This window comes from Pseudomonas sp. FP2300, assembly GCF_030687595.1.
GTDB lineage: Bacteria > Pseudomonadota > Gammaproteobacteria > Pseudomonadales > Pseudomonadaceae > Aquipseudomonas > Aquipseudomonas bijieensis.
In genome coordinates, this window is record NZ_CP117440.1 from 4536562 (window position 1) to 4556472 (window position 19911).

General features: G+C 60.0%; 18 protein-coding genes. 15 read left to right on the forward strand and 3 right to left on the reverse strand.

Translation table 11 applies throughout. The features are described from left to right. Positions 1–151: 151 nt before the first annotated feature. Positions 152–937, reverse strand: coding sequence for a pyrroline-5-carboxylate reductase (locus PSH86_RS19930; protein ID WP_116832885.1), 786 nt, complete (start codon positions 935–937; stop codon positions 152–154). After that, positions 930–1631, reverse strand: a complete 702-nt coding sequence (locus PSH86_RS19935; RefSeq protein ID WP_109755610.1) for a TetR/AcrR family transcriptional regulator — start codon at positions 1629–1631, stop codon at positions 930–932. The genes PSH86_RS19930 and PSH86_RS19935 overlap by 8 nt, the downstream gene beginning before the upstream one ends. A 465-nt stretch (positions 1632–2096) precedes the next feature. Between PSH86_RS19935 and choW the strand changes: the two genes are divergently transcribed. From choW to PSH86_RS19965, 6 genes are all read left to right on the forward strand, one after another. Then, positions 2097–2945 (forward strand): choline ABC transporter permease subunit, encoded by an 849-nt coding sequence (gene choW / locus PSH86_RS19940; protein WP_109755611.1) that lies wholly within the window; start codon positions 2097–2099, stop codon positions 2943–2945. Then, entirely contained in the window at positions 2942–4165 is a 1224-nt protein-coding gene (gene choV, locus PSH86_RS19945; RefSeq protein ID WP_305484486.1) for a choline ABC transporter ATP-binding protein, read from the forward strand. Before choW ends, choV begins: the two co-directional genes overlap by 4 nt. 29 nt (positions 4166–4194) lie before the next feature. After that, positions 4195–5133 (forward strand): LysR substrate-binding domain-containing protein, encoded by a 939-nt coding sequence (locus tag PSH86_RS19950; RefSeq protein WP_305484488.1) that lies wholly within the window; start codon positions 4195–4197, stop codon positions 5131–5133. A 139-nt stretch (positions 5134–5272) separates the two neighbouring features. After that, positions 5273–6529 carry an SRPBCC family protein gene (locus tag PSH86_RS19955; RefSeq protein ID WP_232199707.1) on the forward strand — a complete coding sequence of 419 codons (1257 nt, stop codon included), beginning with the start codon at positions 5273–5275 and terminating at the stop codon, positions 6527–6529. A gap of 9 nt (positions 6530–6538) precedes the next feature. Then, positions 6539–7675 carry a hybrid-cluster NAD(P)-dependent oxidoreductase gene (locus PSH86_RS19960; protein WP_305484490.1) on the forward strand — a complete coding sequence of 379 codons (1137 nt, stop codon included), beginning with the start codon at positions 6539–6541 and terminating at the stop codon, positions 7673–7675. An 88-nt stretch (positions 7676–7763) separates the two neighbouring features. Beyond that, positions 7764–8678 carry a LysR substrate-binding domain-containing protein gene (locus PSH86_RS19965; RefSeq protein ID WP_109755615.1) on the forward strand — a complete coding sequence of 305 codons (915 nt, stop codon included), beginning with the start codon at positions 7764–7766 and terminating at the stop codon, positions 8676–8678. 13 nt (positions 8679–8691) lie between these two features. Here PSH86_RS19965 and PSH86_RS19970 read toward each other — a convergent pair whose 3' ends face one another. After that, on the reverse strand, positions 8692–9132 hold the full coding sequence (locus PSH86_RS19970) for a hotdog fold domain-containing protein (protein ID WP_109755616.1): 441 nt from the start codon (positions 9130–9132) through the stop codon (positions 8692–8694). Positions 9133–9295: 163 nt separating this feature from the next. Between PSH86_RS19970 and PSH86_RS19975 the strand changes: the two genes are divergently transcribed. From PSH86_RS19975 to PSH86_RS20015, 9 genes are all read left to right on the forward strand, one after another. After that, on the forward strand, positions 9296–9916 hold the full coding sequence (locus PSH86_RS19975) for a TetR/AcrR family transcriptional regulator (protein WP_109755617.1): 621 nt from the start codon (positions 9296–9298) through the stop codon (positions 9914–9916). A gap of 145 nt (positions 9917–10061) precedes the next feature. Beyond that, the gene (locus PSH86_RS19980) at positions 10062–11054 is read left to right on the forward strand and encodes a transporter (RefSeq protein WP_305484494.1); all 993 of its coding nucleotides are present in this window, start codon (positions 10062–10064) and stop codon (positions 11052–11054) included. 55 nt (positions 11055–11109) lie between these two features. After that, complete coding sequence (locus PSH86_RS19985; RefSeq protein ID WP_249015307.1) at positions 11110–12291, forward strand: MFS transporter; 1182 nt, start codon at positions 11110–11112, stop codon at positions 12289–12291. Between the two features lie 35 nt (positions 12292–12326). Next, positions 12327–13775, forward strand: coding sequence for a carotenoid oxygenase family protein (locus tag PSH86_RS19990; RefSeq protein WP_232199703.1), 1449 nt, complete (start codon positions 12327–12329; stop codon positions 13773–13775). Positions 13776–14097: 322 nt separating this feature from the next. Beyond that, positions 14098–14949, forward strand: coding sequence for a fumarylacetoacetate hydrolase family protein (locus PSH86_RS19995; protein WP_116832891.1), 852 nt, complete (start codon positions 14098–14100; stop codon positions 14947–14949). Positions 14950–14951: 2 nt separating this feature from the next. After that, entirely contained in the window at positions 14952–15773 is an 822-nt protein-coding gene (locus tag PSH86_RS20000; protein ID WP_232199701.1) for an IclR family transcriptional regulator, read from the forward strand. A gap of 21 nt (positions 15774–15794) precedes the next feature. Continuing rightward, a complete protein-coding gene (locus PSH86_RS20005; protein ID WP_163857871.1) occupies positions 15795–17441 on the forward strand; it encodes a bifunctional 3-(3-hydroxy-phenyl)propionate/3-hydroxycinnamic acid hydroxylase in 1647 nt (548 codons plus the stop codon). A gap of 22 nt (positions 17442–17463) precedes the next feature. Further along, the gene (locus PSH86_RS20010) at positions 17464–18312 is read left to right on the forward strand and encodes a VOC family protein (protein ID WP_109755624.1); all 849 of its coding nucleotides are present in this window, start codon (positions 17464–17466) and stop codon (positions 18310–18312) included. Positions 18313–18382: 70 nt separating this feature from the next. Further along, positions 18383–19861, forward strand: a complete 1479-nt coding sequence (locus tag PSH86_RS20015; RefSeq protein ID WP_305484502.1) for an aldehyde dehydrogenase family protein — start codon at positions 18383–18385, stop codon at positions 19859–19861. Positions 19862–19911: the final 50 nt, after the last annotated feature.

Consider the following 19911-nt stretch of genomic DNA (forward strand, 5'->3'; position numbering starts at 1 on the left):
TCATCCAAGCCCCTCTGCTGAGGTGGTTCCGCTCCCACAGTTTTTCCGGGTCATGCGCAGAAGTTGTGTCTGGCTCCACTCCCCTGTGGGAGCGAGCCTGCTCGCGATAGCGGCGTTACCGTTACCGCAGCAACGGATACACATTGCCTTATCAGGCCTGAAGGCCCTTGCGAGCAACCGCGGCGCCTGACTGCAACGCCCTTCCAATCTGCTCTTCGAAATGCCCCTGAATCATGGTTTGCAAGGCAGCAGCCGTCACCCCACGGTAGGCCACCAAGGCGTCGATCATCTGTTGAGCATCGTGACTGGCCAGCAGTTGACTGCTGTTGACCACGACATTCTTCGCGGCGAGCTGTGCGATGTCGGGGGGAATGCCGGCAGCCATCGCCTGATTGGCCAACGCCGTCATCAACAAGGCAGGAAAAGCCGGGCCCGTACCCGAAAGCGCCGAGAGGTAATCGATGTAGTCTTCTTGCTGAACCTCTGCCGCCGTACCCACGCATTCGAACAATCGCTGCACGAGGCTTTTCGTCGTTGCCGCTGTCTGTGCAAAACAATACCAAGGCGTAAAAGACTCCCCGATCTCCACCGCCGCATTGGGCATCGCCCGCACCACCGCCGAAGCCTGGGTCTGTGCGGCAATCGTCTGTGCGGTCATCCCGGCCATCAGGGAAATAACGGTTTTGCCAGCCGCGTTGATGTTCAGGCTGGCGAAATGCTCGGGGCGAACGGCGATGATCACGACGTCGCTGCGATCCACCAGGTCCTGGTTGTCCGTGACCAGGCAGGCGCCTTGTTGCGCCAATGGGTGGCTCCCCGAACGATTGGAAATTATCAGGTTTCCCGTCGGCACCAGTCCCTTCGCCAAGACCGCCTTGGCAATCGCGCCACCCAGCCAGCCGGTTCCACCAATGATTCCCACGGTCTCATTAATCATCGGTGTTACCTTCGAAAGTGTCCGTCAAGGGAACGAAGACGCCGGGCTCTTTTTCGGCATAGCCGAACTTCCCATAGAACCGATCCAGCTCACGCTGCTTGGGGACTTTGCCGGTGAAGATGCTCACGTAATGAGGAATGCGCTGGAAGCGCACGGTGATCAACTCAGTCGTGTTCATGGTGATGTAGCCAATCTGCGTCAGATAGATCGTTCGGGCCCGCGCATCAGCCCCCTGGCTGTCATAGCCAAAGCGCTTGAACATGCTCGCCAGGGCGTTCATTCGCTGCTCGTCCACGACAGCGACCTCCTGGGCCACTTCAGCGGACTGAAGCGCCCAACTGCGTACGGCAAACTCGAACTGCGAATCGAACAATTGCGGGTTGAGCCAGCACTCGAACACATTCAGGATCGCCTCGGAGATGCTTTCGGCATAGCTTTCGCTTTGCCGGATCAGGCCCCCCGTATTGGTCTCCCGCCAACGAGACAGCAAAGCCGCCAGCAGTTGCTCGCGATCCTCGAAAAACCAGTAGAAGCTGGTGCGTGACAACCCCAGGCGCTTGGCCAGCGGCATGACCCGAACCGCATCGATGCCCGACTCCTTCAGAGCCTCGTAGGCCGCTTCCAGCCATCCCTCCGGCGAGCCCCGCCAGCCTGCGTCCTGAGCCTTGCCGCGTGCCTTCCCTACCTGGGACATCCTGCCTACCTTCTTTAAACAATGCGTAGCGCGAATGTACTCGGATGACCGCCAAATGTACATCGGAGTACATTTTATTGACTTTATCGACGTCGATTCCCTTGAAGCGGCCAATAATTAATGACAAAAACTCATGAGAGGCTGACATAAAATGGTTTGTCAGCAAAAGGCACCTGGATAAATATCTCCCACAGGCAACGGACTCCAGACCAAAACAACAACGAGCCGCCACTATGAACCTTGCAGTGCACACATCTGAAAGACCTTCGACATCCGGCCAAAGAACGCCGGGGCGACTGGCTTTGACACACACCACTTCTGTTACTCATCCCCTGCCCAAACTTCGATAACTGCTCACGCGAAAGCCTCTCGCAGTCGCTTTGTGTTGCCTGGAAACCTGGCGCATAGAGCTGCACCCGGGCAGTTGCTTGCGTGCTGTTTCTTTCCATCAGCCGGATCAGTGATATGTGGATTACACAAGAGAAGCTTCCACTGGGCGAACACATCGCCCGGTACGTCGAATGGTTGACTCAACATGGCGCAGGTCTTTTCGACGCCATATCGCTGTCACTCTCCAACATCATCAGCGCATTTACCAACGCGCTCCTTTGGTTCAATCCCTTGGCGTTGATCGCAGTATTTGCCCTGCTTGCCTATTACATCCAACGCAAGGTGAGCCTCACCCTTTTCGTGGCCCTTTCGTTCCTGCTAATACTCAATCTCGGTTACTGGCAGGAGACCATGGAGACCCTTGCCCAGGTGACCTTCGCCACGCTCGTGTGCGTGGTCATCGGCGTACCGCTGGGCATCGTCGCGGCACATCGCCCCTGGTTCTATGCGGCCTTGCGACCCGTCCTCGACCTGATGCAGACCGTGCCCACCTTCGTCTATCTGATCCCTACCCTGACACTCTTCGGCCTGGGGGTCGTTCCGGGGTTGATATCCACGGTGGTATTCGCCATCGCCGCCCCTATTCGCCTGACCTACCTGGGTATCTGTGATGTGCCCGAAGAGTTGATGGATGCCGGCAAGGCCTTTGGCTGTTCGCGCCGCCAATTACTGGCGCGCATTGAACTGCCCCATGCCATGCCCAGCATCGCCGCCGGCATCACCCAATGCATCATGCTGTCGCTGTCCATGGTGGTGATCGCCGCCCTGGTGGGTGCCGACGGGCTTGGCAAGCCAGTGGTCAATGCGCTGAACACCGCCGATATCTCGATGGGGTTTGAAGCGGGCCTGGCGATCGTGCTGCTGGCGATCACCCTCGACCGCATCTGCAAGCAACGTGAAACCCTGAAAAGAGGTGACGTATGAGCATCATCCGTTTCGAAGACGTCGACGTGATTTTCTGCGCCCGTCCGAAGCCCGCCCTGGATCTGCTCGACCAAGGCTTTTCGCGTCCGGAGATTCTCCAGAAGACGGGTTTGATCGTCGGTGTGGAAAAGGCCAACCTGGAGATCAACAAAGGTGAGATTTGCGTGCTGATGGGCCTGTCCGGCTCCGGCAAGTCCAGCCTGCTGCGCTGCATCAACGGCTTGAACACCGTCAGTCGCGGCAAGCTGTTCGTCGAGCACGAAGGCCGGCAGATCGACATCGCTTCCTGCACCCCCGCCGAACTGAAGATGATGCGCACCCAGCGCATCGCCATGGTGTTCCAGAAGTTCGCCCTGATGCCTTGGCTGACAGTGCGCGAGAACATCAGCTTCGGCCTGGAAATGCAGGGCCGCCCGGAAAAGGAACGGCGCAAGCTGGTGGATGAAAAGCTTGAGCTGGTGGGCCTGACCCAGTGGCGCAACAAGAAGCCCGACGAGTTGTCCGGCGGCATGCAGCAACGGGTCGGCCTGGCCCGCGCCCTGGCAATGGACGCCGACATCCTGCTGATGGACGAACCCTTCTCGGCCCTCGACCCACTGATTCGCCAAGGCTTGCAGGATGAGCTGCTCGATCTGCAGCGCAAGCTGCACAAGACCATCGTGTTCGTCAGCCATGACCTGGATGAAGCCCTGAAACTGGGCACGCGTATCGCCATCATGAAAGACGGCAAGATCATTCAGTACAGCAAGCCCGAAGAGATCGTGCTGAACCCGGCGGATGACTACGTGCGTAACTTCGTCGCCCACACCAACCCGTTGAATGTGTTGTGTGCGAAAAGCTTGATGACCCCGCTGCAACAGTGCGTTTTCGCCCGCGACGAATATTGCCTGGATACGGCTCAAAACCTGTGGATGGTGGTCAACCCGCAGCGGCATCTGACCAGCGTTCGAAAAGGTGCCACGACCGCACACGTCCAGCCATGGGATCCGACCAAGCGAATCGAGACCCTGGCTCGACGTCCCACTTGCGTGCCGCCGGCGACCAGCATGCGCGACGCCTTGCAGATTCGCTACGAAACCGGTCACCCCCTGATCGTGCAGGAGGAGGCCGGCACCGTCCTGGGCATATTGGGCGACGGTGAACTGTATCGGGCACTGCTGGGGCATAACCTGTCACACCCAGCGCGTTCTGAACCCGCAAGACAATCTTCGGTGGCTTGATTCACCCGGCACGGCGTTGGAACACACCTATGCAACCCAGCGATATCGATAAAAAGGTCAAGGGCTATCGGCGGTTGATACCGTCGATGACGGCTTTGCTGGAATTCGAGGCCGTGGCGCGGCTGGCCAGTTTTACCCTGGCCGCCCAGGAACTGGGCGTGACTCAGGCCGCCGTCAGCAAACAGATCAGGCTGTTGGAAGATACGCTGGAAACCAAGCTGTTCCATCGGCTTCATCGGGCAATCAAGTTGACTCACGAAGGCTATGTCCTGCATCTGGTCGTCGCAGAGTCCATTCATCGCATGGCCAGTGTCTTCGACAAAATTGTCGAGGGCATCGGTGAACAGGAGATCACCATCGCCTGTACCGAGGCGTTTTCTCACCTGAGAATACTCCCCCGGTTGATCGCACTGCGCACCCTTCAACCGAAGTTGAAGTTGCGCTTGATGACGCAGCAGGTCTCGCCAGGTTCATACCGGGATGACGTCGACCTGGCCGTCCGTTTCGGCGATGGAAAATGGGAAGATGGAAGTTCGGTTTTCCTGTTCGATGAAGAAGTGTTTCCCGTCTGTTCGCCTGCCTGGCTCGCTGGCAACCCGGCACCTTCATCCATTACCGATTTTTTGGACGCGGCGTTGATTGACTCGGATTCAACCCTCGAAGGCTGGATGACCTGGAACCGTTGGTGCCGGGAACTCGGCGATATGCGCCCCAAGCTTAATTATTCATTTCGCTGCAGTTCCTACAACGACGCAATCCAGGCGGCCATTCAAGGCCTTGGCATAGCACTGGGATGGAGTCGGCTGATCGCGCACCGGCTCAATAGCGGTGAACTGATAAGAATCACGCCGTACATGGTCAAGCCAAAAGACGCTTATTACCTGGTTATTCCCAGCGGTCGAAAACTTGAGCCCATTACCCAGGCACTGGTCGATTGGCTGCGCGACGACAGTTATCTAAACCACTGATAAAAAAGACTTTAAATACCACTTATACGTATAACGCAAAGTTATGCGAGCGTGAAAATAAAGCGCGTTGACGGTCTTATTCCACCTTTCCAAACTGTACCTGCCGCCTGATCAACTTTGAGTTTGAGCGAGACCCATAATGACTATTAATGCCGTGAAAACCCATCGAGAACTTCTGACCGACCGCATGCCCGGCCATGGCATGCCTGGCGGTTTGTTTGGCCGCCAGGATATTTTCGAAACCGACGTCGATATCTTTTTCACCAAACATTGGATTCTGGTGGGCGTGACCAGCGACATACCCGAACCCGGTGATGTCTCTACTCTCGATATCGGCAAATCTTCCATCCTCCTGGTGCGCGACGATGACGAGCATGTGCAGGCATTTCGCAATGTCTGCCGTCACCGCGGGGCTCGCTTGAAACAGGCCGGCAAATCGACGGTGGGCATGCTGGTCTGCCCCTACCACCAGTGGAGCTACGACCTGGATGGCAGCCTCAAACATGCGGCGCACATGGGCCAGGGTTTCGACCCCAAATGCAAAAGCCTGATCCCCGTGCATACTCGGGTCATCGGCACCCATGTTTTCGTCTGCCTGGGCGACGAACCGCCAGAAGACATCCTGTACCTTGACCAGGTCATGACACCGCGCTTCGCCCAATACGACATCAGCCACTCGAAGATCGCCTACGAATCGGAAATCATCGAGAACGGCAATTGGAAGTTGGTGATAGAAAACAACCGCGAGTGTTACCACTGCGCCGCCACCCATCCTGAATTGACCGCGTCGTTCCTGCCTGAAGATTTCGGTTTTTGCACCGATGGGCTGGGGGAGGATTCACTTCAAGCGTTGGACGAGTATCACCGCCGCAATGCCGACACCAAGAACAACTGGGAGAGCGAAGGTTATATCTGCGACGCCGTCGAATACTTGGGGGAAGACACCGTCACTCAGTTTCGCTCCCAACGCTTGGTCATCGCCGGCAACGGCGAATCCCAGACCCTCGATACCCGCGTGGCCTGCACCCGGCTGTTTGGCGACCTCACCCGTCGCGACCTGGGCGACGTGCATCTTTGGACGCACAACTCGTGGACCCATGTCATGAGCGACCATGCCGTGGTGTCCTACATCATCCCACTGGCGCCCGATAAAACCCTGGTGCGCACCAAGTGGCTGGTCCATGCCGATGCCATCGAAGGCGTCGACTACCAAGTGGATAAGCTGACCGAAGTCTGGGCTGCGACAAACCTGCAGGACGCCAGCCTCGTCGGCATCACCCACAGCGGCACCCAGGACCCTGCCTACACGCCCGGGCCGTTCTCGGCCTTTACCGAAACCTATGTCGACCAGTTCTCTCGCTGGTACGCGGCGCGTCTGGCCGCCCATGGCGTGTGAGGAATGAACATGACGACTTACGAAAACCTGACGCGCCCCGCAACCACCAGCGCGGTTCAACGTTTTACCGACCCGATAACCTGGGGCACATTCGGCTCGCAATGGCACAGCGGTGAACAGAAAAACCTGCAATGCTGCGCGGTGCGCCAGGAAACCCATGACGTCAGGACCTTCATCTTTCGGTGTGCGGACTTCAGCGCACTGAGCTTCGAGCCTGGCCAGTTCATCACGATCTCGCCGGTCATTGGCGGGCAGACCATCGCCCGCTGCTACACCCTGTCGTCATCCCCCACCCGGCCCTTTGCGTTTTCCATTACCGTCAAGCGCGTGCCGGGGGGAACGGTGTCCAATTGGCTGCATGACAACCTCAAGCCAGGGGACCACCTGAAGGCTTCCGGCCCTGCTGGCAGTTTCACCCCGGTCGGCCATCCTGCGAGCAAGTTGTTGTACCTGTCCGCCGGCTCGGGCGTGACACCCTTGATGTCGATGACCCGGGCTGCCTGCGACATGGCCGGTAACCTCGACATCGTTTTTGTGCACAGCGCTCGCACCCCCGCAGACATCATCTTCCACGCCGAGTTGAGGCGCATGCAGGCCGCCATGCCGGGACTGCGGGTCATCAGTGTTTGCGAAGGTCTGGGCGATACCGCTCAATGGCAGCAACCGATAGGTCGGCTCGATTTACCGTTGTTAAGCCAGCAAGTACCGGACTTCCAGGAACGGGAAATCTTCACCTGCGGGCCCCAGGGGTATATGGAAGCGGTCAAGTCGCTGCTCAGGGAAGCGGCGTTCGATTTCAGCCACTACCATCAGGAAAGCTTCGACATTGCGGCACTGAACGAAGAGCCGCTGATCGAACAAGCCCCTTCGCTCGACCAGCAGGACGTGTTCACGGTGACCCTGTCGCGCTCGGGCAAGACCTTCAGCATGCCGGGCAACCAGACCGTGCTGAGCGCCGCGAAAAAGGCCGGCGCAATCGTACCTTCTTCTTGCAGCCAAGGCGTTTGCGGCACCTGCAAGACCGCCCTGCTACAGGGTACGGTGGACATGAACCACAACGGCGGTATCCGGCAACGGGAAATCGACAAAGGCCTGCGTTTGCTGTGCTGCAGCAAGCCCACGTCTGACCTGGTCCTTGATCTTTAGCCTTGCATCGCTAATAAGGTAGTCACTGCACACTGGCGTCTGAACAATCTCCGTGCGCTCAACCCTTATAAGACAGTGACCCAGCCTGATGAAACTGCAACCCTTGCCGCCCCTCAACAGCCTGGTGGCGTTCGAGGCCGCCGCCCGCCACTTGAGCTTCACCGTGGCGGCGCGCGAGCTGAACGTCACTCAAGGCGCCATCAGCCGTCAGATTCGCTTGCTAGAAGACTATCTGGGCACCGCGCTGTTCACCCGCACGACCCGTGAGATCAACCTCACCGCCTCGGGCAGCCAGTATTACGAAAGCATCCGCGATACGTTGCAGCAAATCGCCCAGGCCACTGCGGGAATGCGCCATTGGCAAGGAGCACAGCAGGTCACTGTCGTCACCAGCACGGCGATGGCCTCATTGTGGCTGCTGCCGTTGGTATCGGAGTTCCAACGCCAGAATGAAGAGATTGACCTGCGCATCATCGCGACGGATCAAGTCAGTGATTTTTCCCGGCTGGACTGTGACCTGGCGCTTTATTACTGCAGCACGCCACCGAAAAACATGAAAGTCACGCCGTTGTTCAACGAAGAGATTTTCCCGGTATGCAGCCCCGCCTATCTGGCGCAACACCCGGGGATCGAATCGCTGGAACAGTTGGGTGGATGCACCTGGTTGTGGCTGGAAGACCAGCACCGGGACTGGATTGGCTGGAAAGAATGGTTCCAACGCCTTGGCTACCCAGCGCCAGAACCTCGGCGGCGCATCAATATCAACAGCTACTCCATGCTGATCCAGTCGGCGTTGGCAGGCCAGGGGATCGCCCTGGCCTGGTCGGGCCTGCTCAGCAACCATTTGCAAACCGGCAGCCTCGTGCGGCCGACGCAAACCATCCTGCGCACCGACGCGCAGTTCTGCCTGCTGGAGCCCCAAGGCCGGGCCCCCAACAGACAAAGCGTCAACCGCTTCCGCCAGTGGCTGATGGCGCATCTGGCAGAAACGGTCGACGCATGATGGAGCGGGCGACCTAGCCGACTTTCACGTTCATGGTGATGCGCGCCGTGAAGACCTTCACGCCACCCTCGTCGAAGATATCGACCGGGACAATCTTGTCGCCCGAGGTCGCCCAGTCGATTTCGCTGCCATCAGCAATCGCATGAATGGAAGTCTTGGCCTTGGCCAGGTATTCGACGGTCATGCCTTTGGGAATCCAGCGAGCGCCGCTGGGGATGGACACCTCGGTCATCATGCCGCCTGCGAGCTCTGCCGCATTGCACAGCGCGATCGCGTGAACGGAAGCCAGGTGATTGGTGATTTCCTTGCGAAACGGCACCTTCACTTCGCCGCGGCCGGGGGTCAATACAGAAATTTCCGGGTTGATGGTGCCGAAGTATGGTGCCATCTGGCAGGCCATATTGCTGAAAGCGGAAGCGCCAACGCTTTGGTACATGCTGAGAGTCTGGCTCATGGGATATCTCTGGTCGGGTGGGCTGGAGTCATGGACAGAGCATTACTCGATTACAGAATATCGCTCTGTTACAGAACATTATTCTGTAAATACGCAGCCTGTCAATCTCTCGTCCCGAGCCTTCGTTTCAATTACCATGGCCCCTTTTTGCCTGGGCCGAAAAATGGAACCTGTCGATCTCCTCGAGCGCTGCTACCCAGGGCGTCGTGCCGAGTCCAAGCGGCACATCCTCCGATGCGCCCTGGCACTGTTTAACCAGCAAGGCATCGAAGCGACCACCATCGATATCATCCGTGCCGAAAGCCAGATGAGCGTGGGGGCGATCTATCACCATTTCGATAACAAGGAAGGCTTGGTCGCGGCGTTGTACATGACCGCCCTGGATGATCAGGCGCGGCTCAGGGATAGCTACCTCAGCACCGTCACGTCGACCCAGGAATGGGTCCAGGCCTTGGTGTACAGCTACGTGGACTGGGTGGTCAGCCAACCCGATTGGGCGCGGTTCCAGTACCAGGCACGCTTTGCGGTCGCACAAAGCAGCTTCAAGGAGCGGCTTGCCGAGGCGAATCTGGCCAGGAACGCCGAACTCAAGAAATGGTTCAGCGACCCGGCCCACCAGCAGGATTTGCAGGAACTGCCTTTTGAGCTGATCCCGTCCCTGATCATCGGTTCGGCAGAGAGCTATTGCCGCGCCTGGCTCTCTGGCCGCGTCAAACGCAGCCCTGAACTCTACCGGCAGCAGTTGGCCGAGGCCGCCTGGCGCGCCGTTGGCGCTGACGGCTGAGAAGTTCGTACCGGTTTTCTCCCGGTTGCTGGCGCTCCCAGTCAACTCTGGCCGTTGCGCTCAAGCATCACCCACGACCGGGACTTAAAGTCGAAGTGCCAGGGGATATTCCCCCGCTCACAATTCCAAGAATAGAGCCACTTCAATGAGCCTGACCAAAACCCTGCCAGCGTGCCTGGCACTCAGCTTCGCGTCATTGGCCGCTTTTGCAGCCGATGGCCCTCCTCCACCTTCGGTGAGCCAACCCAGCGGTATCAACCTGGGTGGCACCAGTTTCTACGACGGCTTTGCCGGGCCACCCGGGCTGACTCATCAGACTTATTTGAAGTTCAGTACCGCCAGCAGCATCAGGACCAACGGCGGCAAGAAGAACGGCGCCTTCGATGACCCGAAGATCAACGTCATTACGATGATCAACCAGCTGAGCTACTACTCACCCGACACCTTCGCAGGCGGGGCGCACCTGGGTTGGAGCCTGCTGGTGCCCGTCGTGTCCCTGGACGGCGACTTCGGTGACAACGGTGCCAAGCTCAAGGACAACGCCACAGGCCTGGGCGACGTCACGGTCGGGCCCCAGGTCCAGTTCGATCCGATCGTCGACGCCAGCGGCAGGCCGGTCTTCGTGCAGCGCATGGCCTTCGATACCATCCTGCCAACGGGCAAGTACGACAAACACAAAGACCTGAACCCAGGCTCCAATTACTTCTCCCTGAACCCCTACTGGGCAGCGACCTGGATGCCCGCGCCTCGCTGGGAAGTGAGCTGGCGGCTGAACTACCTGTACAACTTCAAGAACGATGATCCGGCCAGCAGTTCGGCGCAGTTCTTCGAAGGGCAATCGGTGCGCGACACCCAGTCGGGACAGTCGGCGTGGGCCAACTTCACCGCCTCGTACGAAGTGTTCCCGACGGTCTCGGTCGGCGTCAACGGCTACTACTTCCGGCAGATTTCCGATGACAAGGTCAACGGCAACACCCTGACCGACTCCCGGGAAAAGGTGCTGGGCATTGGCCCGGGCCTGTTCTGGAAAATCACCGAAGACAAGGCCTTCTGGCTCAATACCTATAAAGAAACCGGCGTCGAGAATCGCTCCCGGGCGGATTACCAGGTGCAGGCTCGCTACGTCCACACGTTCTGATTGACGTATGCGCCTGCTCACCCATGAGCGGGCCCATTACCCGAGGTGATGCTTCATGAACGCACTCGATTCCATCGACAGCAAGAAATCACTGGGCGCCATCTGTCTGATGATGGTCATTTCCCTGGGGACGCTGCAGATCCAGCCGATCCTGGGCGGTGCCTTGATCGACCAGCTCGGCCTGCCACTCAATGCAATCGGCGCTATCTTCGCCGCGGAACTCATTGCGATGGCCATCGCCTGCGGCGTCTGCGCCCTGTTCATGGCCAGCGTCGACCGCTGCCGCTTCGCCCTGGTGGCCCTGTTGATCCTGGCCTTGGGCAATCTGCTCAGCACGCAGCTTCACAGCCAGGCCGGGCTGCTTGTTTCCAGAATGATCTGTGGCGCCAGCGGCGGCGCGGTCATGGCGGTCGTCTACGCCACCGCGGCGCTGCGCACGTCCAAGGATGCGACCTTCGCGGTCATCAACATCGGTAACCTGCTGTGGGGGATGTTACTGGTGACGTCCATGCCGCTGATCCTCAAGTCATTCGGTGTTAACGGGGCGTTTCTACTATTGGCGATCACCAGTGTGCTCGCGGCGACGGGTTGCTGGAGGGTGCCTGAACGCTACCCGCAAACCCATCGCGCAACCAGCGGCGCGATCCCGCCATTCGGCCTCACGTCGATCCTGTTGATCATGCTCTTTGCGCTGCTGTTTTTCGGTCACTCTGCCCTATGGGTTTACCAGGAACGTATCGGCAAGAGCATCGGCCTGGAGCCTCAGCAGATTGGCGGCATCCTCGGTGGCAGCATCCTTGCCGGTGCCCTGGGCGCCGGGCTGGCCGGGCTGATCGGACGGCGCCTGGGCCTGCTGTTTCCACAACTGTTGAGCTTTGGCACGGCGCTGCTGGCGACCTTGATCATGGTCTATGGCACCAGCCCCGTGGCGTTTGTCAGCACGGCTTGCCTGATCCATATGGTCTGGTTTTTCAGCCTGCCGTACCTGCTTTCCATGGCGGCGGAACTGGACCCTTCCGGCCGATTGGCGGGCCTGGGTAACGCTGCGATTTTCATCGGCCAGGGGCTGGGACCATTCGGGGCCGCACTGGTCGTCGGCGAGGGCCACTTCCGAGCGGTCGGATGGCTGGCAGCTTCAGCCTATTTGCTAGCCTTGGTGATCTCGTGCCTGGTCGTTGCACGCTTTCGCCGCGGCGTGAAGCCTTCCGGGCCGGCGATGTCCCCGCAATCGGCCTGAACATCAACGAACCCGCACATTGACGAGATTGCCCGATGAGTATTCCATTCCCTCAAACCCCTGAGTTTTCCGGCGCTCTCTACACGCCCAGCCGGGTGGAAGCAGACGTGTTCGACCTGGAAATTGAAGGCTGCCTTCCCGCTTCGATCCACGGGACGTTTTATCAAGTCGCACCAGACCCGCAGTATCCCCCGATGCTGGGCACCGATATCTTTTTCAACGGTGACGGCATGGTCAGCCGCTTCCACTTTGCCAACGGCAAGGCATCGCTGCGCCGTCGCTACGTGAAGACCGATCGCTTGCTGGCCCAGCGCCGTGAAGGTCGCTCGCTCAATGGCGTCTATCGCAACGCCTTCACCAACGACCCGCTCGCGGCGAAGAACAACACCACGGCCAACACCACCGTCATCCCACACAACGGCGTGCTGCTGGCACTCAAGGAAGATGCCCTGCCCTGGGCGATGGATCGCGAGACCTTGGAAACCCTGGGCGAATGGAGTTTTGACGGGCAGATCAAATCCGCGACATTCACCGCCCACCCCAAGCTCGACCCGATGACGGGCAATCTCCTGGCCTTCAGTTATGAAGCCAAAGGCGACGGTACGCCTGACCTGGCCTACTTCGAAATTTCACCGGACGGAAAACTGCTGCACGAGATCTGGTTCCAGGCCCCTTATGCAGCAATGGTGCACGATTTCGCGGTGACCGAACGGTACGTTGTGTTCCCGTTGATTCCGTTGACAGTGGACGTCGAGCGCATGAAAAACGGTGGAGCGCATTTCCAGTGGCAACCCGACCTGCCTCAGTTGTTCGCCGTCGTGCCGCGCAATGGGCATGCGCAAGATGTGCGTTGGTTCAAGGGGCCCAAGGACGGTTTCCAGGGGCATACGCTCAATGCATTCGATGAGGGCGACAAGGTCTATGTCGACATGCCGGTCACCGGCGGGAACATCTTCTATTTCTTTCCCCAGGCCAATGGTTATGTCCCGCCGCCGGAAACCCTGGCTGCCAGCCTGATGCGCTGGACCTTTGACCTGAACGGCGCCGGGGAGGACGTTGAACCGCAACCGCTGACGGATTACCCCTGCGAGTTTCCAAGGTGTGATGACCGCTACATCAGTCGCAAGTACCAGCATGGTTTCCTGCTCGCCTTCGATCCGCAGCGCCCCTACAACCCGGCGAACGGCCCGATACCCTTTCAATTCTTCAACCTGCTGGTCCATTTGAACCTGAAGACAGGCAGCACCGACGCCTGGTTTCCTGGCGACAGCGGCTGCTTCCAGGAGCCCATCTTCATTCCCCGCTCGGCGGATGCAGAGGAAGCCGATGGCTACGTCGTTGCCCTGCTCAACCTCATCGCAGAGGGGCGCAGTGAGCTGGTGGTGCTGGACTCCCGTGACATGGCCAGCGGTCCCATTGCCCGGATCAGGATTCCGTTCCGGATGCGCATGTCGCTGCATGGCTGCTGGGCACCAATCGATTAAACGCAAATCCCCTGTGGGAGCGGGCTTGCTCGCGAAGGTGGTAGTACAGTCGACATCAATGTCGCTTGTGACGCCGTCTTCGCGAGCAAGCCCGCTCCCACAGATTTAGATCCCTTTTCCGTACCTCTTACGACACCCAGCCATCTGCGGTTGGTTGCCTGCTGCCTCTCCCTCTGCTCCCCAGGTCCGCCAAAGGTACAGCCTCGCCAAAAAAAAACATAAATTCCATATTTTAGGATTTTTGTATAAATCCCACTTTACAGGATTTTATAGCAAGACTAGATTGACCCTCATTGCACCCTCCCTCTTCCCAGGAGCCTTCATGAAACTCGCAAGCTTTGTTGTCCAAGGTCGTAGCAGCTACGGTGTGGTCGAAGGTGATCACGTCATCGACCTGGAATCGCTCAAGCCAACCCTCGGCCACGACCTCAAACAGGCCATCGCCAACGACCGCCTGGGCGAACTGACCCGCGAGCCCCTGGCAAGCCTGCCGCGTCTTCCCTTGGCTGACGTGACGTTCCTGCCGGTCATCCCCAACCCGGGCAAAGTGCTGTGCATCGGCATCAACTACGCCACCCACGTGCGCGAAACCGGTCGAGAGATGCCGACCTACCCCATGATCTTTACCCGCTTCGCAGACAGCCAGACCGCCCACCTGCAACCCATCGTTCGCCCAACGGCCTCCCACAAGCTTGATTTCGAGGGCGAGCTGGCGGTGGTGATCGGTAAAGCGGCCCGCCACGTCAAGCACGCCGACGCGCTGGATTACGTCGCCGGTTATGCCTGCTACAACGACGGCAGTGTCCGCGATTGGCAGAAGCACACCATTCAGTTCGTGCCTGGCAAGAACTTCCCGAACACCGGCGGTTTCGGTCCCTGGCTGGTGACCCGCGACGAGATCGGCGACCCACAGGACCTGGAGCTGACCACCCGCCTCAATGGCGAAGTGATGCAACACACCCGCACCAGCGACATGATTTTCGATGTGCGCCAGTTGATCGAATACTGCTCCACCTTCACTGAACTGGCCCCCGGCGACGTGATTGTCACCGGCACCACCGGCGGCGTCGGTGCGTTCCGCGAACCGCCGGTGTGGATGAAGCCGGGCGATCAGGTGGAGGTCGAGATCGCTGGCATCGGCACCCTGCGCAACAGCATCGTGGACGAGCAGTGAACATGGAAAACCTACACACTCCTGAACACCTGCCCGAGCAGGATGGCGACAGCAAAGGCTCGAGCCTGGAGCGCATGTTGCGGGTACTCGACCTGTTCACCGAACAGCACCCGATCTGGGCAGTGGATGACATGGGCGGCGCCTTGAGCTTCACCCGTTCGACGATCTACCGCTACGTGCGCGAATTGGCCGAGGCCAACCTGTTGTTCCAGGTCGAAGCCGGCCGTTATGCGCTGGGCGCACGAATCATTACCTGGGACCGCCAGTTGCGCCTGAGCGACCCTCTCGTGCGCGCCGCCCAATCGCTTGAGCCCAGCTTCCCGCAGTGGAGCGAACAACAGGTCTGGCTGATCTGCCGACTGTTCAAGGATCAGGTCGTGTGCATTCACCAGCACGGCAATCTGTTCAGTGAGGTCAGCTACTCCCGCGGTTCGCCCAGGCCCCTGTTCCTGGGAGCGACGTCCAAGGCGATCCTCGCCAACATGACCTCGCGCCAACACAGCCAGCTGTTTCTCGACCATCCCGATGAGGTTCGCGCCAGCCAACTTGGCCAGACCTGGGAGGCGTTTCGTCGCGCACTGCAGCAACTGCGTCGCCAGGGCTATGTAGCCAGCGCAGGCGAAGTCGACGCGGGCGTCTATGGCCTGGCCGCGCCGATCTTCGACGGCGATGGCAAAGTCGTCGGCAGCATCAGTTGCGTGCGCCCGGTGCAAGAACGCGACAGTGCCCAGGAAGAGACGCAAGGGCAACAGATCCTTGCCCTGGGACAGGAACTGTCGCAACGCATGGCCGCGCTCGCCAATCGCCCCAAGCCACTGGGCTGAGCCATTCGCAAGGGAATAACAATGACAACCCTCAAACGCATCAACACTCAGGTCCTGGTCATCGGCGCCGGTCCTACCGGACTGACCCTGGCCAACCTGCTCGGCCAAGCCGACGTGGACACCCTGATCATCGATCGCAAGCCGGGCACCGTGACCGAACCACGGGCGGTTTCAATCGACGACGAATCCTTGCGCACCATGCAGGCCATCGGGCTGGATGCCGCCGTGCTGCGTGATGTCGTGCCTGGCTACGGCGTGCATTACTACACCCGGCCCGGAGGGCGCTGCTTCGGCAAGGTCGAACCGACCGGCAAGCTGTATGGGTTCCCCAAGCGCAACGCGTTTCGCCAACCGCTGTTTGAAAACACCCTGAGGATGGGCCTCGAACGGTTTGCCAGCCTGACGGCACGGTTCAGCCACGAGCTGGTGGAATTCAGTCAGGACCAACACGGCGTGTGTGCGCGGATTCGTGACGCCGAGGGGCAGATGATCGAAGTCCACGCGGCTTACCTGGTGGCCTGCGACGGCGGTCGTAGCCCGGTGCGCAAGCAGCTCGGGATCGAAATGGTCGGCTCGAGCTTCTCCTCACGCTGGCTGGTGGTCGATACCGACCAGGACGACGACCCGTTCTGGCAGACCCGCGTATATTGCGATGCCAGGCGTCCGGTGGTCGAAGTGCCCGGACCCCACCGTACACGCCGATTCGAGTTCCTGCTCAAGCCCGATGAAACGGACGAACAGGCGCTCGACGAAACCCACCTGCAAACCTTGCTGCGCCCCTTCAAGGGTGACGCGCCGGTTTCCCTCGTGCGCAAGACGGTCTACACCTTCCACGCCCGGGTCGCCGAGAAGTGGCAGGTGCAGCGGGTGTTCCTCGCCGGCGACGCCGCACACCTTACCCCGCCCTATGCCGGGCAAGGCATGAACAGCGGCGTTCGCGATGCCCATAACCTGGGCTGGAAACTGATCGGCGTGCTGAAGGGCAAAATGGCGCAAAGCGCACTGCTGTCCTACGAAAGCGAGCGTCGCGATCATGCGTGGGCCTTGATCAAGTTGGCCTTGAACCTCGGCGTGGTCATGGCGCCGGCCACCGTCCTGCGCGCTCGCCTGATCAGTGGGGCATTCGCCTTGATCGGCCTGTTGCCGCCGTTGCGCGATTACTTCCTGCAAATGCGCTTCAAGCCCAAACCTCGTTTCACCCGAGGCCTGGTGCTGGCCGAGGGGCAGGCAGGCACATTGTCCTGCGGACAGATGTTCCCGCAACCGATGCTCACCGATGCCCACGGCCACGAACACCTGCTCGATGACGCCATCGGTGCCGGCTTCGCCTTGATTCAATACGGCGACCCGACCCGCCAGCGTGTCGATGAGCTCAAGCATGGCCTCTGGAGCCACCTTGAAGCCAGACGCATCCTGATCCTGCCCGAGTCTGTCCAGGCCATGCCGGCGATCCCAGGCTGCACGGTGCTCCAGGACCGTGAAGGCCTGCTCAAGCCCTTGCTGGGCGAGTCCCACCCGTTTGTGCTGCTGCGCCCGGATCGCTACATCGCGGCGATTTTCGACAAGGCCACCGAAACCCAGGCCGCCGAATCGTTGCAGTCGCTGTTCGGCATCGCCCTGGCCCACAGCAGCGAAATCGAGCCAAGCGTCGCGCCCGTCTTTCATTGAACCTTCACGCACAGAGGTGGTTATGCAAACACTCCAGACTTCCACACCTGCACGCCTGTGCTACCTGCACCTGGCGAGCAAGGACGCGCAGCGACAAATCGACTTCTATCGGCGGATGCTGGACATGGATAGCCAGGCGCAAGCCGATGGCAGTTGGGTGCTCAGCGGTCCGCAACGCGCCATGCTCGTGTCGCCCGCCGACCACAGCGGCCTGCTCGCGGCGGCGTTCGACCTGGGCAATCAGCCTCGCCTGCAAGCACTGCGGGTTCGCCTGCTCGGCAATGGCGGCATCATCGAAGAGGTCGACTCGCCGCTGCTCGAGCCGGGAGCCTTCCTGATCCGTGATCCCCAGGGCCGGCAAACGATATTTGGCGTCGCCCGCCCCGCTCGCCAGACCTCTCGCCCAGGCATGCCGGGGCGCTTGCAGCACGTGGTATTCCAGACCACAGAGCTGGAAGCCATGATCGATTTCTACGTCAACACGGTGGGCTTCACTGTTTCGGACAACGTCGTGGATGAGCAGACCGGCCAACTCATGACGTGCTTCCTGCGCTCGGACGACGAGCACCACACCTTGGCGTTTTTCCGCGGTTCGAAAAACGAATGGGACCACCACTGTTACGAAACCAACGAATGGAATGACATCCGCGACTGGGGGGATCGCTTCGCCAAGGAGCGCATCACCATTTTCTTCGGCCCCGGCCGACATGGGCCGGGCAACAATCTGTTCTTCATGGTGGTCGATGCCGATCGCAACCGCCTGGAGTTCTCGGCCGAACTCGAAGTCACCGATGCCAGCCGTCAGCCCGGTGTCTGGGCACAGGAGGAATACACACTCAACTCCTGGGGCCGCGCCTGGATCAGAAGCTGAGCAGTTTTCATCGACGCCTGCACCTTTACGTCGGAACGACGCGACCACCTGCCTCCAAGGGTAAAAGATTATGACGACTCAACCGCTCGCCCCCTACGCCATCAACGGCGACCAATACATCAACGGCACTTGGCGTACCGGGCGCTCCACGCGCCGCCTGGACGACCGCAACCCCTTCAATGGCGAACCGCTGCTGGAGATGCCCCTGGCCTCGGTTGCCGATCTCGACGACGCCTATCAGGCCGCGCACCAGGCGCAGGCGGCTTGGGCACAACTGCACCCCACCCAGCGCGGTGCACAACTTGAAAAGCTCGCCCAGGTCATCCAGAACCGCCGCGAAGAAATCATCGACTGGCTGATCCGCGAGTCCGGCAGTACCCGGATCAAGGCAAGCATGGAATGGCAATTCACACTGAACCTGGTGCGTGAATGCACGACGATGCCGATGCAGGTCGAAGGTCGGATCCTGACCAGCTACAAGCCCGGCGAACAGAGTTTTGTCTTTCGCGAGCCCTTGGGTGTGGTGGGCGTGATCAGCCCATGGAATTTCCCGCTGTACCTGAGCATGCGCTCGGTGGTGCCGGCACTCGCCCTGGGCAACACGATTGTGCTCAAGCCCGCCAGCGACACCGCGGTGACCGGCGGATTGCTGATTGCCCATCTGTTTGAAGAAGCAGGCTTTGTGCAGGGGACGCTCAACGTCGTGGTCGGCGCGGGCTCGGAAATCGGCGATGCCTTCGTCGAGCACCCGGTGCCGAGCCTGATTTCCTTCACCGGCTCGACGGATGTGGGGCGCAATGTCGGCCGGATTGCCACTGGCGGCAAACACATCAAGCGCGTGGCCCTGGAGCTGGGTGGCAACGCGCCGCTGGTGGTCCTGGATGACGCCGACATTGAAGTTGCCGCGCACGCCGCGGTGGTCGGGCGTTTCCTGCACCAGGGCCAGATCTGCATGAGCGTCAACCGGGTGATCGTCGACCGCTCGCTGTATGCCGACTTCGCGGCGCTGGTGGTCGAGCGCGTGCGCAATCTCAAGACCGGCGATCCCGCCCTGGCGGATACGGTGATCGGGCCGGTGGTCAATCAGAACCAGCTCGACGGCCTGCTGCATAAAATCGACAGGGCCCGCAGCGCCGGCCTCAAGCGCCTTTGTGGCGGCCCGGCATCCGGGCTGGTGTTGCCCGCCCATGTCTTCGGTGAAGTAGACGCCGATCAGGAACTGGCCCGCGATGAAACCTTCGGCCCCCTGCTGCCGTTGCTGGTCGCCGAAAACGAAACCCATGCATTGGCATTGGCCAACGCCAGCGAGTATGGCCTGTCCAGCGCCGTGTTCACCCGGGACATGGCCCGTGGCTTGAACTTCGCCCGTGGCATCGTGGCGGGCATGACCCACATCAACGACATCACCGTCGATGACCAACCCAATGCCCCGTTCGGTGGCGAAAAGAACTCCGGCCTCGGTCGCTTCAACGGTCACTATGCTCTGGATGAGTTTACCCGTGCCCATTGGGTAACCTGGCAGCCCGGAGGCCATCACTACCCGTTCTGAGCCTGTGGCACCCTTGGTCAGACCCGGATCGGGCCAGTCGACCCTTGGCC

Excerpts from the sequence above, each read along its gene's own strand:
- PSH86_RS19930 (WP_116832885.1), bottom strand. The coding sequence starts at position 937 with ATGATTAATGAGACCGTGGGAATCATTGGTGGAACCGGCTGGCTGGGT.
- PSH86_RS19935 (WP_109755610.1), bottom strand. The coding sequence starts at position 1,631 with ATGTCCCAGGTAGGGAAGGCACGCGGCAAGGCTCAGGACGCAGGCTGG.
- choW (WP_109755611.1), top strand. The coding sequence starts at position 2,097 with ATGTGGATTACACAAGAGAAGCTTCCACTGGGCGAACACATCGCCCGG.
- choV (WP_305484486.1), top strand. The coding sequence starts at position 2,942 with ATGAGCATCATCCGTTTCGAAGACGTCGACGTGATTTTCTGCGCCCGT.
- PSH86_RS19950 (WP_305484488.1), top strand. The coding sequence starts at position 4,195 with ATGCAACCCAGCGATATCGATAAAAAGGTCAAGGGCTATCGGCGGTTG.
- PSH86_RS19955 (WP_232199707.1), top strand. The coding sequence starts at position 5,273 with ATGACTATTAATGCCGTGAAAACCCATCGAGAACTTCTGACCGACCGC.
- PSH86_RS19960 (WP_305484490.1), top strand. The coding sequence starts at position 6,539 with ATGACGACTTACGAAAACCTGACGCGCCCCGCAACCACCAGCGCGGTT.
- PSH86_RS19965 (WP_109755615.1), top strand. The coding sequence starts at position 7,764 with ATGAAACTGCAACCCTTGCCGCCCCTCAACAGCCTGGTGGCGTTCGAG.
- PSH86_RS19970 (WP_109755616.1), bottom strand. The coding sequence starts at position 9,132 with ATGAGCCAGACTCTCAGCATGTACCAAAGCGTTGGCGCTTCCGCTTTC.
- PSH86_RS19975 (WP_109755617.1), top strand. The coding sequence starts at position 9,296 with ATGGAACCTGTCGATCTCCTCGAGCGCTGCTACCCAGGGCGTCGTGCC.
- PSH86_RS19980 (WP_305484494.1), top strand. The coding sequence starts at position 10,062 with ATGAGCCTGACCAAAACCCTGCCAGCGTGCCTGGCACTCAGCTTCGCG.
- PSH86_RS19985 (WP_249015307.1), top strand. The coding sequence starts at position 11,110 with ATGAACGCACTCGATTCCATCGACAGCAAGAAATCACTGGGCGCCATC.
- PSH86_RS19990 (WP_232199703.1), top strand. The coding sequence starts at position 12,327 with ATGAGTATTCCATTCCCTCAAACCCCTGAGTTTTCCGGCGCTCTCTAC.
- PSH86_RS19995 (WP_116832891.1), top strand. The coding sequence starts at position 14,098 with ATGAAACTCGCAAGCTTTGTTGTCCAAGGTCGTAGCAGCTACGGTGTG.
- PSH86_RS20000 (WP_232199701.1), top strand. The coding sequence starts at position 14,952 with ATGGAAAACCTACACACTCCTGAACACCTGCCCGAGCAGGATGGCGAC.
- PSH86_RS20005 (WP_163857871.1), top strand. The coding sequence starts at position 15,795 with ATGACAACCCTCAAACGCATCAACACTCAGGTCCTGGTCATCGGCGCC.
- PSH86_RS20010 (WP_109755624.1), top strand. The coding sequence starts at position 17,464 with ATGCAAACACTCCAGACTTCCACACCTGCACGCCTGTGCTACCTGCAC.
- PSH86_RS20015 (WP_305484502.1), top strand. The coding sequence starts at position 18,383 with ATGACGACTCAACCGCTCGCCCCCTACGCCATCAACGGCGACCAATAC.